16 protein-coding genes and 2 tRNA genes are annotated in these 15,454 nt (G+C 69.7%); 2 read left to right on the top strand and 16 right to left on the bottom strand.

The annotated features are described in order from the left end of the window. Positions 1-3: 3 nt before the first annotated feature. The 3 genes from OC490_RS13925 to OC490_RS13915 form a co-directional block, all read right to left on the bottom strand. Positions 4-76 (bottom strand) — tRNA-Ala (locus tag OC490_RS13925). A 133-nt stretch (positions 77-209) separates the two neighbouring features. Continuing rightward, positions 210-443 (bottom strand): hypothetical protein, encoded by a 234-nt coding sequence (locus OC490_RS13920; protein ID WP_003976229.1) that lies wholly within the window; start codon positions 441-443, stop codon positions 210-212. A 246-nt stretch (positions 444-689) separates the two neighbouring features. Beyond that, positions 690-2,066, bottom strand: a complete 1,377-nt coding sequence (locus OC490_RS13915) for an MFS transporter (protein WP_262058205.1) — start codon at positions 2,064-2,066, stop codon at positions 690-692. Between the two features lie 187 nt (positions 2,067-2,253). Here OC490_RS13915 and OC490_RS13910 point away from each other — a divergent pair, with 187 nt between their 5' ends. Next, positions 2,254-3,120, top strand: coding sequence for a helix-turn-helix transcriptional regulator (locus tag OC490_RS13910; protein ID WP_262058204.1), 867 nt, complete (start codon positions 2,254-2,256; stop codon positions 3,118-3,120). A 70-nt stretch (positions 3,121-3,190) separates the two neighbouring features. Here the strand turns inward: OC490_RS13910 and OC490_RS13905 are convergent. The 7 genes from OC490_RS13905 to OC490_RS13875 form a co-directional block, all read right to left on the bottom strand. Beyond that, positions 3,191-3,263, bottom strand: a tRNA-Ala gene (locus OC490_RS13905). Between the two features lie 93 nt (positions 3,264-3,356). Continuing rightward, on the bottom strand, positions 3,357-4,022 hold the full coding sequence (locus OC490_RS13900) for a histidine phosphatase family protein (protein ID WP_262058203.1): 666 nt from the start codon (positions 4,020-4,022) through the stop codon (positions 3,357-3,359). Then, on the bottom strand, positions 4,019-4,462 hold the full coding sequence (gene rsfS, locus OC490_RS13895) for a ribosome silencing factor (protein WP_262058202.1): 444 nt from the start codon (positions 4,460-4,462) through the stop codon (positions 4,019-4,021). The genes OC490_RS13900 and rsfS overlap by 4 nt, the downstream gene beginning before the upstream one ends. Positions 4,463-4,631: 169 nt before the next feature. Beyond that, the gene (locus tag OC490_RS13890; RefSeq protein ID WP_262058201.1) at positions 4,632-6,344 is read right to left on the bottom strand and encodes an LCP family protein; all 1,713 of its coding nucleotides are present in this window, start codon (positions 6,342-6,344) and stop codon (positions 4,632-4,634) included. 16 nt (positions 6,345-6,360) lie between these two features. Beyond that, entirely contained in the window at positions 6,361-7,050 is a 690-nt protein-coding gene (gene nadD / locus OC490_RS13885) for a nicotinate-nucleotide adenylyltransferase (RefSeq protein ID WP_262058200.1), read from the bottom strand. 67 nt (positions 7,051-7,117) lie between these two features. After that, on the bottom strand, positions 7,118-7,279 hold the full coding sequence (locus OC490_RS13880) for a hypothetical protein (RefSeq protein ID WP_033285922.1): 162 nt from the start codon (positions 7,277-7,279) through the stop codon (positions 7,118-7,120). 133 nt (positions 7,280-7,412) lie between these two features. Beyond that, the gene (locus OC490_RS13875; protein ID WP_019065531.1) at positions 7,413-7,574 is read right to left on the bottom strand and encodes a hypothetical protein; all 162 of its coding nucleotides are present in this window, start codon (positions 7,572-7,574) and stop codon (positions 7,413-7,415) included. Positions 7,575-7,675: 101 nt separating this feature from the next. Between OC490_RS13875 and OC490_RS13870 the strand changes: the two genes are divergently transcribed. Then, complete coding sequence (locus OC490_RS13870) at positions 7,676-8,803, top strand: M48 family metallopeptidase (protein ID WP_262058199.1); 1,128 nt, start codon at positions 7,676-7,678, stop codon at positions 8,801-8,803. 149 nt (positions 8,804-8,952) lie between these two features. On the opposite strand, the gene OC490_RS13865 is transcribed toward OC490_RS13870, so the two are convergent. The 6 genes from OC490_RS13865 to OC490_RS13840 form a co-directional block, all read right to left on the bottom strand. After that, complete coding sequence (locus OC490_RS13865; RefSeq protein WP_262058198.1) at positions 8,953-10,023, bottom strand: hypothetical protein; 1,071 nt, start codon at positions 10,021-10,023, stop codon at positions 8,953-8,955. Positions 10,024-10,110: 87 nt separating this feature from the next. Then, a complete protein-coding gene (locus OC490_RS13860) occupies positions 10,111-10,719 on the bottom strand; it encodes a hypothetical protein (protein ID WP_410098617.1) in 609 nt (202 codons plus the stop codon). Between the two features lie 93 nt (positions 10,720-10,812). Further along, a complete protein-coding gene (locus OC490_RS13855) occupies positions 10,813-12,099 on the bottom strand; it encodes a glutamate-5-semialdehyde dehydrogenase (RefSeq protein WP_200713102.1) in 1,287 nt (428 codons plus the stop codon). Between the two features lie 82 nt (positions 12,100-12,181). Then, a complete protein-coding gene (locus OC490_RS13850; RefSeq protein WP_019063252.1) occupies positions 12,182-12,640 on the bottom strand; it encodes a hypothetical protein in 459 nt (152 codons plus the stop codon). Positions 12,641-12,783: 143 nt separating this feature from the next. After that, positions 12,784-13,890: a glutamate 5-kinase gene (gene proB / locus OC490_RS13845; RefSeq protein ID WP_262058269.1), complete on the bottom strand. Its 1,107-nt coding sequence runs from the start codon at positions 13,888-13,890 to the stop codon at positions 12,784-12,786. Positions 13,891-14,085: 195 nt separating this feature from the next. Then, positions 14,086-15,303, bottom strand: a complete 1,218-nt coding sequence (locus OC490_RS13840) for a glycosyltransferase family 2 protein (protein WP_262058196.1) — start codon at positions 15,301-15,303, stop codon at positions 14,086-14,088. Positions 15,304-15,454: the final 151 nt, after the last annotated feature.

Here is a 15,454-nt window from a genome sequence, read left to right as displayed (position 1 = left end):
CTGTGGAGCTAAGGAGAATTGAACTCCTGACCTCCTGCATGCCATGCAGGCGCTCTACCAACTGAGCTATAGCCCCTTGCGGTGTGCTACCGGGTCTCCCCGGCGGCGACGCCAACATTACCGGTCGACCCGGTGCACCACCAAATCGTTTCCGTCTCCCCTGCCGTGACCGTGATCGCCGGGACCTCCTCGCGGGGTCCCGGCCCGAGTCAAGCCGTGACGAACGAATAGAACCGTTTCAAAGTGCAGTGCTCTTCGAGGAGTCGGCCGTAGATCGGCTCGCCCTCGAGTTCGCGGTACGTCTCGATCGGATCGCCTTTTATGATCAGCGCCCGCGCGCACTCCTCGCACCAGTACTGGTAGTCGGGATTCACCGGTTCCATGTCGCGGACGATCGGTGTCCCACTGCCGCACCAGTCGCACTTTCGCCTGTGTGCACCCATCGATCAGCTCCAGCTGTGGCCGCAGGCCGTGCACACGTAGGAAACTCCGCCGTTGTCACCGAGGACTTGGGCCACGTGGGCGGAACCGCAGGAAGGGCAGCTCAGGCGGGTGATCGTATCTCGTATCAACGCCGCATCGAAGAGGTGGTCGACCTCCTCGATGATGCTCGCAGGCATCGCTACTCCCTCCCGTCGGGCCGCGCCCCCTTCCGGCCGTTTGATTCTGCCACGGCCGGACCAATACGGTCAGCGACGCCTTAGTACCAGTCCGGACACGGCACCCACCGCGGCCGTCCCCGCCAGCGCGAACATGCACGCCAAAAGCGCCTTCGCAGAGGTATACGCCCCCGGGGCCCCAAGTGACTCAAGCCGGTTCAAGAACAGTGTGCCGAAAACCGCGACCCCGAGCAGCTGACCCAGCTGCACGACCGTGGAGAGCAGACCGCTGGCGTCCGCCGCGTCCTCGGGCCGCACGGTGGCGAGGGCCCGGGTCAGCGTCGGGCTGAAGGCGAGCGCGAGCCCGGCCCCCACGCCGACGTACGCCACGTACAGTACGGCCCCACCGCGGTCGCCGCCTTCGAACGCCAGGCCGACTCCCAGGACGGACGGCATCGCGATCACGAACCCGAGCGGGGTCAGCGCCCGCTGCCAGGCCGCCGGCCACCGGCGCCAGGTCAGACCGACCGCCCCGAAGACGACCGCGGTCGGCGCGAAGGTGAGACCCGCGCGCAGCGCGCTGAAGCCGAGGCCGCCCTGGACGTGCAGGGTGAGCGCGAACAGGAAACCGGCGTTGACGGCCATCACCGCCAGGATCTGGACGACGGCGAGACCCATGCCGGGGTGACGCAGCACACGCGGTGCGATCAGCGGGGCGCCCCCGCGCCGCGCGAGCCGGGACTCGTAGCCGCAGAACGCCGCGAAAAGCGCCGCCGCCGCGATCAACGACAGCCACGACCACAGCGGCCAGCCCTCCTCCTGCCCCAGCACCAGCGGCACCGTCAGCAGCGAGACCGCCGAGGCGAGCAGCACCAGCCCCGGCACGTCGAAGGCCCGCGCCCGCTCCGGCTCCGCCCCGCCGTCCCGCGGCAGCACGCGCCTGCCGAGGAACAGGAGTACGACGCCCACGGGCACGTTGACGAGGAACACCGGCCGCCAGCCCGTGCCGAACAGGTCGGCGCTGACGAGGACGCCACCGAGGATCTGTCCGGCCGCGGCGCCGACGGCGATGACCGCCGAGTACACGCCGAGCGCCCGCATCCGGGCCTCGCCGATGAAGTTCCGCTGGATCAGGCTGAGCACCTGAGGGATCATCAGCGCCGAGCCGGAGCCCTGGATCAGGCGGAAGACGATCAACTCGGTCGAGCCCTGGGCCAGACCGCAGGCGAGCGAGGCGGCGGTGAAGACGGCCAGCCCGGCGAGGTGGACCCGGGCGTGGCCGAGCCGGTCGCCGAGCCGTGCGCCGGTGATCAGCAGCACCGAGTACGTGATGGTGTAGCCGGCGATCACCAGCTGCAAGTCGGCGCCGGACGCGTGGAGTTCGGTGCCGATGGTGGGGGCGGCGACGTTGACGATGAACACGTCGAGCAGCGCCATGAACAGGGCCGCGAGCAGGACCGCGAGCATCCGCCCACGGCGATTGTCAGTGCCAGGGTCTTTACTGGTGGCAGGAGTTGGAACGGGTGCGGAATCCGGTTCCGTCCGGGGTGTTGTCGTCATGCCGTCGAGCGTGGGGGCGCTCCGGTACGGGTGCCGAGAGCCCGCTGATGCTGGTACCGACAGCACCTGGCAGGGACCAAGTCGGGCGTCGAACATGGGGGATGTGACGATGGGGATGGGGACGACACAGCGCCGCCGACCTGAGCTGGCCGCGTTTCTGCGCAGCAGGCGCGCGAGGGTGACACCGCACGACGTCGGCATGCCGCCGGGTTTTCGACGGCGTACGCCTGGGCTGCGTCGCGAGGAGGTCGCGCAGCTCTCCGGTGTGGGCGTCACCTGGTACACCTGGCTCGAACAGGGGCGCCCGATCAACGCCTCCGCGCAGGTGCTGGACGCCGTTGCGCGCACGCTCCGGCTCGACGCGCCGGAGCGCGAGCATCTGTACCACCTGGCCGAGGTGCCGTACGCGCATCCGCCGGAAGTGGCCGCGCGGTCGGTGGGGCCGGAGATCCAGGGCATCCTCGACGCCCTGGAGCCGCGCCCGGCGGTGGTCTACAACTCGCGGTTCGACATCCTGGCCGCCAACTCCGTCTACCAGGACGTGGTCGGGATAGAACCGCTGTCGGGCGGCCCGGTGCCCAACGCGCTGTGGCGGCTGTTCGCGGTGCCGGAGGAGGAGTCCCCGTTGATGTTCCGGGAGACGGAGTTGCCGGTGATGGTGGCGATGCTGCGCTCGGCGTACGGGGTGCACACCGGCGAGCCCGTCTGGGAGGACTTCATACGCGGGCTGTCGGCGGCGAGTCCGCTCTTCGCGCGGCTGTGGGAGAGCGGGGACGTCGCGGAGCCGGGGCGGCGGGTGAAGACGTTCCGGCACGAGGCGGTGGGCGAGATACGGATGACGTCGGTGTCGTTGTCGGTCAACGGCATGCCGGAGTGCCGGATCGTGGTCTACACCCCGGCCGACGAGGAGACCCGTCGGCGCACGGAGGCGCTGACAGCCACGAAAAAATCCCACCCCTGAAAGGGATGGGATCTCATCGATTCGATCTGTGACGACTCTCGGTCCTTGACAACTCAAGAGTGTCGAACTGTGGAGCTAAGGAGAATTGAACTCCTGACCTCCTGCATGCCATGCAGGCGCTCTACCAACTGAGCTATAGCCCCTTGTGTTCTTCCCGCTCGGCGGGCGAACAAGAAGAACTTTAGCCTGCGACCTGCCGGAAAGTGAAATCCGGGGTCGGGGCCCTGGAGGGCCGCTCAGTCGTCGTCGCCGAGCACCGGTTCCGGGAGTGTGCCGGCGTTGTGTTCCAGCAGGCGCCAGCCGCGAGCGCCCTCGCCGAGTACCGACCAGCAGCAGTTGGAGAGGCCGCCGAGACTCTCCCAGTGCGGGGACTCCAGACCGAGGAGCCGTCCGATGGTGGTGCGGATCGTGCCGCCGTGGCTGACCACCACGAGGGTGCCGTCCTCGGGCAGCTTCTCGGCGTGCCGCAGCACGACGGGGGCGGCCCGGTCGGCGACCTCGGTCTCCAGTTCGCCGCCGCCGCGGCGCACCGGTTCCCCGCGCTTCCACGCGGCGTACTCCTCGCCGTGGCGGGCGATGATCTCCTCGTGCGTCAGCCCCTGCCAGACGCCCGCGTAGGTCTCCCGCAGGCCCTCGTCGTGTGTGACGTCGAGGTCGGCGAGGGCGGCCAGCTCGGCGGCCGTGTTGGCCGCCCGCTTCAGGTCGGAGGCGACGATCGCGTCGGGCTTGAGGGAGGCCAGCAGCCGGGCGGCCCGGCGGGCCTGGCCGATGCCGGTCTCGGTGAGCTCGACGTCCGTGGTGCCCTGGAAGCGGCGCTCCACGTTCCAGGCGGTCTGGCCGTGCCGCCACAGGATGACGCGGCGGCCCCGGCCCGCCTTGCGGCCGTCCGCGCCGGCGCTCACCGCACCTCCCCGAACTCGGAGGCGTCCTCCTCGGCCTGCAGCTTGGCGTGCTCGGCGGACTTGCCGCGGGTCTCCTTGGCGTCGGCCGGCAGGTCCAGCTCGGGGCAGTCCTTCCACAGCCGCTCCAGCGCGTAGAAGACGCGCTCCTCGCTGTGCTGGACGTGGACGACGATGTCGACGTAGTCGAGCAGGATCCAGCGGGCGTCACGGTCGCCCTCGCGGCGTACCGGCTTGGCGCCGAGTTCCTTGCTGAGCCGCTCCTCGATCTCGTCGACGATCGACTTGACCTGACGGTCGTTGGGAGCGGAGGCCAGCAGGAAGGCATCCGTGATCGACAGCACATCGCTGACGTCGTAGGCGATGATGTCGTGCGCGAGCTTGTCAGCGGCGGCCTGGGCGGCGGCCTGGATGAGCTCGATGGAGCGGTCAGTGGCGGTCACTACGCGGCTTTCGGTCGGCGGTCAACAGACCTCAAGGGTCTCACGGACCGCGGACGGCCCCCCACGTGAATGACGGATCACGCCCCGGACGTCGGCCTGGACACCGGCTCCGGCCTCCGGGGCGTGCTCTCCGTCACAGCGACTACGCCTTACAGCGACTGGGCCCTCGTCATGAGGACGACGACGGCTTGTAGTCCTCTCCGAGTACGACCGAGACGTCCGCGTTCGCGGAGACAGTGCCCTTGGTCACGGTGCTGGTGGGCAGGCCCAGGGTCTTGGCGACCTCGGTGGCGTTCTCCTTGTCGGCGGCGTCGGAGTACGTGATCTTGGACTTGGCCGAGGCCGCGGACGCCGTGCCCGCCTCCAGGAAGGTGAAGCCGCCGTTGAGGAGGACGACGCGGGCCTTCTCGGTGTCGTCCTTGACGCCGGTGGCGTTCTGGACGGCGACCCGGACCGCCGAACCCTCGTCGGGGCTCTTCGCGGTGCCGCCCAGGACGTCCTTGACGACGCCGGCGGAGGCCTGCGCGGTCAGGGTGCCGTCGTTCTGGACGGGCAGCAGGGCCGTCTTGTAGTCGCCGCTCTTGGCGAGGTCGGCGAGCTTGGCGAGGAAGGTGCCGAGGTCCTTGTCGGTGAGGGGCGGGTCGAGGATCTGGGCCAGGGTCTGCACGGTGGTGGTCGCCGCCGTCGGGTCCGAGGTCAGCTGCCGCAGCACACCCTGCATGACCTGCCCGAACCGCTCCAGCTGGGTGTTCTGGGCCTCGCCGGAGGCACGGTAGGTGGCGTAGGCGACGGCCATCTTGCCGCTGAGGGTCTGGTCCTTGCCCTTGTGGACGAGGGGCGCGGCGCCCTTCTTCGTCGCGGCCGGGTCGGGCACGTCGGCGTTGGTGTCGATGTCGATGTTGCCGACGAGGTCGACCAGGTTCTGCAGGTAGGGGGTGTCGAGGCGCCAGGTGCCCTCGATGTCGGTGCCGAGGACCGTGTTGAGCTGGTCGACGGTCCCTGAGGTGCCGTCGTCGTCGACCGACTTGGCCAGCGTCGTCGTGTTGCCGTCGTCGTCCGTGAGGGCGAGCGAGTTGGGCAGCAGCACGGTGGTGCCCTGCTTGAGGGTGGTGTTGTCGACGAGCAGCACCGAGGAGGTGCCGCCCTTCGCGGTGTTGTGCAGGTGGACGACGATCACATCGCGGTTCTGGGCGCCCGCGGCCGTCGTGGTGCCGGACTTCGAGGAGGGCGAGGAGACTCCGGGGAGCTTCCCGGCGTACCAGAGGTAGCCGACACCACCGGAGACGACCAGCGCCAGGGCCACGACGAGGGCGACCATGCGGCCACGGGCGCGGCGCTTGGCCTCCTCGCGGCGCTCGGTGCGGTTCTCGGTGAAGTTCAGCCAGTCGATGACGTCCTCGGAGTCGTCGGTCGGCTCCTCCACGAACGCGAACTGCTCGGTGCGGTAGTCCCGTTCACCCGCCGCCTGGGTTTTCGGGGCTTCCGTGTCCTCGGCCGGGCCGCCCTGCTGCGGGATGTAGGCGGTCTGCTCGGCGACCCGGGGCTGCTGTCCGCTGGTCGCGGTCTGCCCGTAGGGGTCGTAGGCCGTCGTGGTCCCGGTGGCGTACGGGTCGTAGCCGGCCTGGGGCGCCTGCCGTCCGGTGTCGTAGGACTGCTGGGAGCCCGTGTCGTAGTCGGGCGTCTGCTGCTGGGTGCCGGTCGCGTACGGGTCGTAGGCGTAGCCCTGCTGTTGCTGTTGCCCGTACGGGTCGTACGGCTGCTGCTGCGGGGGCTGTTGGGCCTGCTGGGCCGGGACCTGGCGGTAGACAGGCTGGTTGTACTCGTCGTAGCCGACGAGCTCGTACTGGTCGCCGCCGTACCCGGCGTCGTATCGGTCGTTCACCGGTGCCCCTCTCGGCTCACTCGCCGCGGTACAGCTCGCGCTTGTCGATATAGCGCACGACTCCGTCGGGCACCAGGTACCAGACCGGATCACCCTTGGCGACTCTCGCACGGCAGTCTGTGGAGGAGATGGCCAGCGCGGGAACCTCGACCAGCGAGACACCGCCCTCCGGGAGCCCTGGGTCGGTCAGTGTGTGGCCGGGGCGGGTGACCCCGATGAAGTGCGCGAGGGAGAACAGTTCCTCCGCGTCCCGCCAGGTGAGGATCGCGCCGAGGGCGTCGGCGCCGGTGATGAAGAAGAGGTCGGCGTCGGGGTTGAGCGCGCGCAGGTCGCGCAGGGTGTCCGTGGTGTAGGTGGGGCCGCCGCGGTCGATGTCGATACGGCTCACCGAGAACTGGGGGTTCTCGGCGGTCGCGATGACCGTCATCAGATAGCGGTCCTCGGCCAGCGCGACCTTGCGGTCGGTCTTCTGCCACGGCTGGCCGGTCGGGACGAAGATCACCTCGTCCAGGTGGAACTGCGCGGCGACCTCACTGGCCGCCACGAGGTGTCCGTGGTGGATCGGGTCGAACGTTCCGCCCATGACGCCCAGACGGCGCTTGCCGGGGTTCGACGGGCCGTTGTTGCGCGGGCTGTTCACCATTCGGTTCTCCGTGCCGCGCGTCGTGTCGTTCGCCGGACCGGTAGGCATGTCCTGCTCTCCCATGCGTGCAGACCCTACCGGCCCGGTGTGAAGACCCCGGGACCCGTCCGGTGGACAGAAGGGACAGACCCTAGCGGTCGCGGTTGAAGCGGGTGGTGATCCACAGCAGCAGCATCAGGACGATGAACGCGCCGCCACCGGTGATGATCGGCTGGAGGCTCTCGTGGTTGCCCCCGCCCTCACCTTCGGCGGCAAGAGTGACCAACTGGGCAGCGGTGCCGTGGATGCTCATCTTCAGCAGAACCTATCCGGTGTGGGCGGGATAAAGATGTCGGCCCATGGTATGCGGGCACCCCGGCGGCGATCACGCCGACTCCGCCATTGGGAACTCGACAGGGCCGTCGGCGGGGAACTCGACGGGCGTCTCAGTCGTCCTTCTGTTTGTATCCGCGCAGCAGGAACCACGCGGTCAGGATGCAGCCGAGGAACATCACGACCAGTACGACCCTGAGCAGATCCCCCGATCCGTGCTGGGGGGCGGCGTTCGCGGCCTCTGCGAGCCAGGCGGCTGCGGAATGGGGCTCCATGCGTTGACTCCTTCGCTGTACTGCCCGACCACGGTATCTCCGCCTAGGCTGGGCTCTGCTTCGGGGGCACTCAGCGCACACAGACGCACATGGGGGACCACATGTCCGAAGACGGCCACGAGCAGAACGCCCACGAGAACGTGCCGAGCAGGCAGCGCAGGCGCTTTCCGGGGATCTCCTCGCGCGCGTACGAGCACCCGGCCGACCGCTCCGCCCTGGTGGCACTGCGCAAGCTGAGCGGGTTCGACACGGTGTTCAAGGCGCTCAGCGGGCTGCTGCCCGAGCGCAGTCTGCGCCTGCTGTTCCTGTCCGACTCCGTGCGGGTGTCGGACCAGCAGTTCTCGCACCTCAACGACATGCTGCGGGACGCCTGTTACATCCTGGACCTGGAGAAGGTCCCGCCGATGTACGTCACCCAGGACCCGCAGCCCAACGCGATGTGCATCGGCCTGGACGAGCCGATCATCGTCGTCACCACCGGCCTGGTCGAGCTGCTCGACGAGGAGGAGATGCGGGCGGTCATCGGCCACGAGGTGGGCCACGCGCTGTCCGGCCACTCCGTGTACCGCACGATCCTGCTGTTCCTGACCAGCCTGGCCCTGAAGGTCGCCTGGATCCCGTTGGGCAACCTCGCGATCCTGGCGATCGTGACGGCGCTGCGCGAGTGGTTCCGCAAGTCGGAGCTGTCCGCCGACCGTGCGGGTCTGCTGGTGGGCCAGGACCTGCGGGCCTCGATGCGCGGTCTGATGAAGATCGCGGGCGGCAACCACCTGCACGAGATGAACGTGGACGCGTTCCTCAAGCAGGCCGAGGAGTTCGAGTCGGGCGGCGACCTGCGCGACTCGGTCCTGAAGATCCTGAACGTGCTGCCCCGCTCCCACCCGTTCACCACGGTGCGGGCGGCCGAGCTGAAGAAGTGGGCCGAGTCCCGCGACTACCAGCGGATCATGGACGGGCACTACCCGCGGCGCAGCGAGGACAAGGACACCTCGGTCACGGACTCGTTCCGCGAGTCGGCGGCGAGCTACGCAAGCAACGTCAAGAGCTCCAAGGACCCGCTGATGAAGCTGGTCAGCGACATCGCCGGTGGCGCGGGCGACCTGGGCGGCCGGGTGCGGCGCGGTTTCGGCGGTTTCGCGGGCACGACCCCGCAGGACGGACCGCCGACCGAATCGGCCAACGGCACCGCGCAGCCGCCCACGGATGCGCCGCCGCGCGACGAGGACTGACCCGGCCGATACGTACCGAGTTCACACCTACGACGACCAGGTCTCGCGCCGGTTCACACGGGTCTCACACCCAGGGTGACCCGGCGCACCCCCGGCCCACATCCACGGCGGCCTCCGTACGGCCTCGCACAGCCGTGGATGAAGGGTTCCTACACCTTCGGCTGCGCGCCGACCGCCAGTGAACCGCACAGGGCCGTTGCGCTGCCCGTGGCGAACGGGTCGGTGCCGGCCGGGCCGCCCGCCTTGGCGGTCTGGCCGGCGAGCAGGGGGCGCAGGTAGGTGACGGAGTCCTCGGCGCAGGACAGGGGGCCGGCCTGGACGTAGGAGGTGACGATCTGGGCCTGGTCCATGCGCAGGTCGTCGCGGTCGAAGCGGAACTGGAGCTCGCGGCGGACGGTGAACAGGGACACCTGGGCCTTGTCGCCGGAGCCGGTCGGCCGGAGCGCGTAGACGAAGGTTCCGTCGGCGGTGACCTCAAGGGTGGACGAGTCGATCTCGGTGGCCTGCAGGGTGCCCTGGACGCGGATCTTGCGGTCCGCCAGCTCGGCGCGTGACGGGTCGAAGCGAACCAGCCATCCGGTGGGCTCGTGTCGGCCGTCGGCGGCCGGGTGCTCGAAGCTCTGGTCGAACTGGTCGAGCTGGTCGGGGTCGACGAGGACGCGCGCGGGGCGGATCTGTCCGCCGGTGAGCACGGCCGGGTAGAGCGAGGACTCCACGATGTAGGACTTGGCGGTGCTCAGGGCGGCCACGACCTGGCTGTCCGAGAAGTGCGCGGTGCGCCGGGGGTCCGACAGCGGAATGCCGTCACCGCCGACGTCGAACCGCGCGGCGGGGCTGTGCGCGAAGAGGTACTCGGCGTCGGCCGCTCCCGGCACCCTGCCCTGGGGGGACAGCGGGATGACGGTCATCCGCAGCGGCTCGGCGGGCTGCTGGGCCGTGGGGGTCGTGTAGGGGTGCCGTACGCCCATGTAGATCGCGGTGCCGAAGGCGACGGCGATCAGCATGACCAGGATGAGTGCCTGGCGCGAGAGACCGCGGCGCAGGGCCGGGCGGCGGCGGACGGCGGGGGCGTGGTCGGCCATGCGCTCCCGCGCGGAGAATTCCTGGAGACGGGCAGCACGGACGAACGACTCGTCGAATACGACGGATCGGTACTCGTCCTCACCACCACCTGGAGCGCCCTCGGGTGTCCCCTCGGGTGGGTCTCCTGGACCGCCCATACTTTCAGAGTAGGTCTCTGGAGCCTCAGGTAAACGCCCTGCTACACGACAAGTTCTGACAGGTTCTCACCGAGCCGGTCAGAGCGGTCAGGGCGTGCGCGGTACGGCGGACAACGGTGGCTGGGAGTTGTCGGCGGAAACGGAGGGTGCTGCCGCCGTGCCCTGTTCGACGCCTGTGGAGGCCGGGGGCGGGACGCGGTCCCGGCTGCCCGAGGACGCGCCGCGGTAGACCGCCGAGAAGGCCAGGGCGACCATGCCGATGCCCATCACCAGGGCGAGCAGCCAGGCGACGGGGCGGTGCCAGCGGACCTGTTTGCCGTAGGTTCCCGGGGCGCCGTAGCGGCCCTCGACGAGGTCGGTGTCGTCCAGGTCGTCGAGTTCCGGATCATGGCCGAATTGGCGTCCGTAGGCGTCCTCGAAGAGGTCGTCGTCGCCACGTGTGCCTCTGCCTCGCTGAGCGCGGCGCGCTTCGGCCTCGGAGGCCTCGGCTCTCGCCTGCGCGGCGGCAAGGAGGCGCTCGACGGCGGTCGGCTCGTGTACTACGGCCGCCCGTACGAAGGCCTCGTCGAAGACCACGGAGTCGAATTCTTCGTCCGACATTCCGCGGTCGTGGTCGTCGTCGGGCTCCCAGCCGTCAGGGAACGGCGTGCCCCCCACGTCCTCCGGCACCTCTCCAGAGTAGACCTGGGGGGTCAATTTGGGCAGGCGGTAGGGAAATTCATCCGCAGGGTGAGATGTCTCTCCCTCCACGAGGCCCTATGCCCGGCGCATATGCCAACAGTCCTTGGCTCAGCGGCGGATGTGCCCGTCGCCGGTGACGATGTACTTGGTGCTCGTCAGTTCCGGCAGGCCCATCGGGCCCCGTGCGTGCAGCTTCTGGGTGGAGATGCCGATCTCCGCGCCGAAGCCGAACTGGCCGCCGTCCGTGAAGCGTGTGGAGGCGTTCACGGCGACGGTGGTGGAGTCGACCAGCTGGGTGAAGCGGCGGGCGGCCTGCTGGGAGGAGGTGACGATCGCCTCGGTGTGGCCGGAGCTCCACAGCCGGATGTGCTGGACGGCCTTGTCGAGCGAGTCGACGACGGCGGCGGCGATGTCGTAGGAGAGGTACTCGGTGTCCCAGTCCTCGGGGGTGGCCTCGACGACGGTGGCCGTGGACTCCTTGGCGTAGGCCAGGACACGTTCGTCGGCGTGCACGGTGACGCCGGCCTCGGCGAGGGCGTCCAGGGCGCGGGGCAGGAACTCGGGGGCGATGTCCTGGTGGACGAGGAGGGTCTCGGCGGCGTTGCAGACGCTGGGCCGCTGGGCCTTGGAGTTGATCAGGATGTCGATGGCCATGTCGAGGTCGGCGTGGGCGTCGACGTAGACGTGGCAGTTGCCGACGCCGGTCTCGATGACGGGGACCGTGGACTCGGAGACGACGGTCTGGATCAGGGAGGCGCCGCCGCGCGGGATGAGTACGTCGACCAGGCCGCGGGCTCGCATCAGTTCGCGGACGCTCTCGCGGCTCTCGCCGGGCACCAGCTGCACGGCGTCGGCGGGCAGTCCGGCGCCGCCGACGGCGTCGCGCAGGACGCGCACGAGGGCGGTGTTGGACTCGTAGGCGGAGGCGGAGCCGCGCAGCAGGACCGCGTTGCCGGACTTGAGGCAGAGGGCGGCGGCGTCCACGGTCACGTTCGGGCGGGCCTCGTAGATGATGCCGACGACACCGAGGGGGACGCGGACCTGGCGCAGGTCGATGCCGTTGGGGAGGGTCGAGCCGCGGACGACCTCGCCGACCGGGTCGGGGAGCGCGACGACGTCCCGTACGTCGGAGGCGATGGCCCGGACGCGCTCGGGGGTGAGGGTCAGCCGGTCGATGACCGTCTCGCTGGTGCCGGCCGCGCGGGCCTTGGCGATGTCCTTGGCGTTGGCCTCGACGATTTCGCTCGTACGGACTTCCAGCGCGTCCGCGATGGCGAGCAGCGCGTCGTCCTTCTCGGCCCGGGGCAGCGGCGCGAGGTCGGCGGCGGCGGACTTGGCGCGGTAGGCGGCCCGGGTGACCGGGGACATGGAGTCGTACGGCGAGAGCGTGGTCATGAGGGAAGGGTAGTGCGCCGGGCGGAGGCGTCCACCGGCTGTACCAAACCGCGAGACAAGCGCGGAAGAGCCCGAAGACGGCTCAAAAGGGGTGTACGCCGACCGGGGTCGCGGGCAGTGGGCCGTAGCCCTCGGAGATGCGCTGGTGGTAGGTCTCGCGGTCGATGACCTCCAGGCCGACGATCTCCCACGGCGGCAGTTTGGCGGTCTGACGGTGCTCGCCCCACAGGCGCAGCGCGACGGCGGCGGCGTCGTGCAGGTCGCGGGCCTCTTCCCAGTAGCGGATCTCCGCGTGGTCGTTGGCGTAGCGGCTGGTCAGCAGAAAGGGGTGGTCGTGGGCGAGCTGTTCCAGGCCGCGCCGGACCTCCTTCAGCGGGGCCTCGCCGCCGGAGACGCTGAGGGTGACATGCCACAGCCGGGGAAGGTCCTTGGGTTCCTCGCCCTCGTACCGGGCGCCGGCCGCGACGCTCGTCAGCGTGCGCTCCTCGCCGGGCGCGCGGGAGGTGGCACCACCGCGGGACGCCGCCGCCCCAGGGCGCACTCGTCTCACGACGGCCTCCTTACGCAATGGTCGAGCTGCTGTGCTCGCGCGGATGTGTCCCTGAGCAAAGTTGAGCAGGCGCAGGGCGTCCGTGTGGCACTTTTGCGGAACGTCCACCGAGGGAGGCGGACGTTTCGGTTGTTTTACGGGTGCAGGATCACCAGGTCGTCCCTGTGTACGACTTCCCTCTCGTACGACGGCCCCAGCTCCCGCGCCAGTTCCCTGGTGGAGCGGCCGATCAGCTGGGGGATCTCCTTCGCGTCGAAGTTGACGAGCCCCCGCGCGACCGCGTGCCCGGCACTGTCCCGGAGTTCGACGGGGTCGCCCGCGCTGAACTCGCCCTCGACGGCGGCGATTCCGGCCGGCAGCAGCGACATCCGGCGCTGCACGACCGCGCGCACCGCACCGTCGTCGAGCGTCAACGAGCCCTGGGGCGTGGACGCGTGCTGCAGCCACAGCAGCCGGTCCGCGGAACGCTTTCCGGTGGCGTGGAAGTACGTCCCGGTGTCGCCTCCGCTCAGCGCGTCGGTCGCGTGGACCGTGCTGGTCAGTACGACGGGGATGCCGGCGGCGGCGGCGATACGGGCCGCCTCGACCTTGGTGACCATGCCGCCGGTGCCGACGCCGGCCTTGCCCGTGCTGCCGATCTCGACGTGCGCGAGGTCCTGCGGTCCCCGTACTTCCGCTATCCGCGAGGTGCCGGGCCTGCTGGGGTCGCCGTCGTAGACGCCGTCGATGTCGGAGAGGAGGACCAGCAGGTCGGCGTGGACGAGGTGGGCGACGAGGGCGGCGAGCCGGTCGTTGTCGCCGAAGCGGATCTCGTCCGTGGCGACGGTGTCGTTCTCGTTGACGATCGGGAGGGCACCCATGGCGAGGAGCTTGTCGAGGGTGCGGGAGGCGTTGCGGTGGTGGGAGCGGCGGCTCATGTCGTCGGAGGTGAGCAGGACCTGTCCGACGCGGATGCCGTAGCGGGCGAAGGAGGCGGTGTAGCGGGCCACGAGGAGGCCCTGGCCGACGCTGGCGGCGGCCTGCTGGCGGGCCAGGTCCTTGGGGCGGCGGCGCAGTCCGAGCGGGGCGAGTCCTGCGGCGATGGCGCCGGAGGAGACGAGGACGACCTCTCTCTCGCCTCCGCTGCGGCTCTTGGCGAGGACGTCGACGAGGGCGTCGACCCGGTCGGCGTCCAGGCCGCCGGCCGCGCTGGTCAGTGAGGAGGAACCCACCTTGACGACGATCCTGCGGGCCTCGGTCACGGCCTGCCTTGCGGCTGCCACGGGCGGAATCCCCTCGGGTAGTTCGGGTGACCCGCGGCAATTTACGCGAACCGGGTGGGGGTGTGCACGTTGGTCCAGGTCGCGGACAGATGGGTTGAGTTCACAGTGCGGGTGCGTCGTGGCTGGCCGCGCAGTTCCCCGCGCCCCTTAAAAGCACCTCAGCCGGTCCCGCCTTCAGGGGCGCGGGGAACTGCGCGGCCAGCCCCTACCGGCCCGCACCCGACGTACTCTCCGCGCCACCCGACGCAAGAACACACCCGCTCCCCCCTCCCGATACCCCTCCACCGCACGCGCCTCCCGCGGCTCCGCAAGGTAGACCGAGTCCGGCAGCCCCGCCTCACCCGATCGGAAGTGCGGATACGCCAGGTACACCCGACGCCCGCGCTTCTCCACCACCGCCTCGGGGCGTTTCTTCGACTTGATGAACTCGACCACGTCCAGCAGGAGTTCGGGGCGTTCCTGCGCGACCAGCTGCAGGCGCAGCCGTTCGTCGACCTTGAGGCGGACGGCCACCTCGTCCGACCAGTGCGCGGTCATCAGCGGCTTGGCCAACTCGAACTTGTGGCGCCGTACCTGCTCGCTGTCCCCCGCGTACTTGGGTCCGAACTGCGGGAGCAGGGTGACCAGGAAGGGGCGGAGCATCAGCTTGTCGCGCTCGACGCCCGCGGGGACCATCTCGGCGATGAGGTTCATCAACGCGCGCGCCGAGTCGAAGCGAAGGGTGTAACTCCCGCTCTTCGTCACGTGTTTGCCGTCGTCGCGGCCGACCAGGTAGTAGCAGGTGTGGTCGGCGATCACGGAGACACCGTCCGCCCGGAGATACGCCTCCATCGTGAACAGCGCGTCCTCGCCGGTGAACAGCGACTCGTCGAACCGCATGCTGTGCCGCTCCAGCAGGGCCCGCCGGAACAGTTTCTGGGCGCTCAGCGTGAACTTGATGTTGGAGTGGAAGACGTCGGTGCGCTCCAGCGTCTCGACCCACGCGGCCTTGGGCGGGACCCGGTTGATGCCCTCGACCTTGCCGAGCACCACGTCGGTGCCGTTGCGGTCGGCCATCGCGATCATGCGTTCGAGGGCCTCGGGGGCGAGCCGGTCGTCGGCGTCGAGGAAGAAGACGTAACGCCCGGCCGCCTTGCCGAGGCCGACGTTGCGCGGGGAGCTGGGGCCGCCGGAGTTCTCCTGGCGGATCACCGTGACGTGGTTCGCGGCGCGGGCCGCGAACTCCTCCAGGTACTCCCCCGTGCCGTCCGTCGAGCCGTCGTCGACGGCGACGACCTCGATACGGGCCGGGTCCAGGGTCTGTGCCTCGACCGAGCGCAGGCACTCGACGAGGTACGGCATCGCCTCGTACGCCCCGATGACCACGGTCACATCAGGCTGCGTCACGGTCATGCGCTCCCCTTTGTCCATGGAGTGTTTCCCCCGTATCGGCCGGATGGCCATCTACAAGACGGCCGACCGGGCCGATCGGTTGTCTTCCGTCAGCTGGGGATACGCAAAAGAGCCCAGTTTTCGAGGATCACTCCCCAAGAACCGGGCTCTT

Source organism: Streptomyces sp. STR69 (genome assembly GCF_024519455.1).
Lineage (GTDB): Bacteria > Actinomycetota > Actinomycetes > Streptomycetales > Streptomycetaceae > Streptomyces.
This window is presented reverse-complemented; position numbering and strand designations above follow the sequence as displayed.

Excerpts from the sequence above, each read along its gene's own strand:
- OC490_RS13920 (WP_003976229.1), bottom strand. The coding sequence starts at position 443 with ATGGGTGCACACAGGCGAAAGTGCGACTGGTGCGGCAGTGGGACACCG.
- OC490_RS13915 (WP_262058205.1), bottom strand. The coding sequence starts at position 2,066 with ATGCTCGCGGTCCTGCTCGCGGCCCTGTTCATGGCGCTGCTCGACGTG.
- OC490_RS13910 (WP_262058204.1), top strand. The coding sequence starts at position 2,254 with ATGGGGGATGTGACGATGGGGATGGGGACGACACAGCGCCGCCGACCT.
- nadD (WP_262058200.1), bottom strand. The coding sequence starts at position 7,050 with ATGGGAGAGCAGGACATGCCTACCGGTCCGGCGAACGACACGACGCGC.
- OC490_RS13880 (WP_033285922.1), bottom strand. The coding sequence starts at position 7,279 with ATGAGCATCCACGGCACCGCTGCCCAGTTGGTCACTCTTGCCGCCGAA.
- OC490_RS13875 (WP_019065531.1), bottom strand. The coding sequence starts at position 7,574 with ATGGAGCCCCATTCCGCAGCCGCCTGGCTCGCAGAGGCCGCGAACGCC.
- OC490_RS13870 (WP_262058199.1), top strand. The coding sequence starts at position 7,676 with ATGTCCGAAGACGGCCACGAGCAGAACGCCCACGAGAACGTGCCGAGC.
- OC490_RS13865 (WP_262058198.1), bottom strand. The coding sequence starts at position 10,023 with ATGGGCGGTCCAGGAGACCCACCCGAGGGGACACCCGAGGGCGCTCCA.
- OC490_RS13855 (WP_200713102.1), bottom strand. The coding sequence starts at position 12,099 with ATGACCACGCTCTCGCCGTACGACTCCATGTCCCCGGTCACCCGGGCC.
- OC490_RS13840 (WP_262058196.1), bottom strand. The coding sequence starts at position 15,303 with ATGACCGTGACGCAGCCTGATGTGACCGTGGTCATCGGGGCGTACGAG.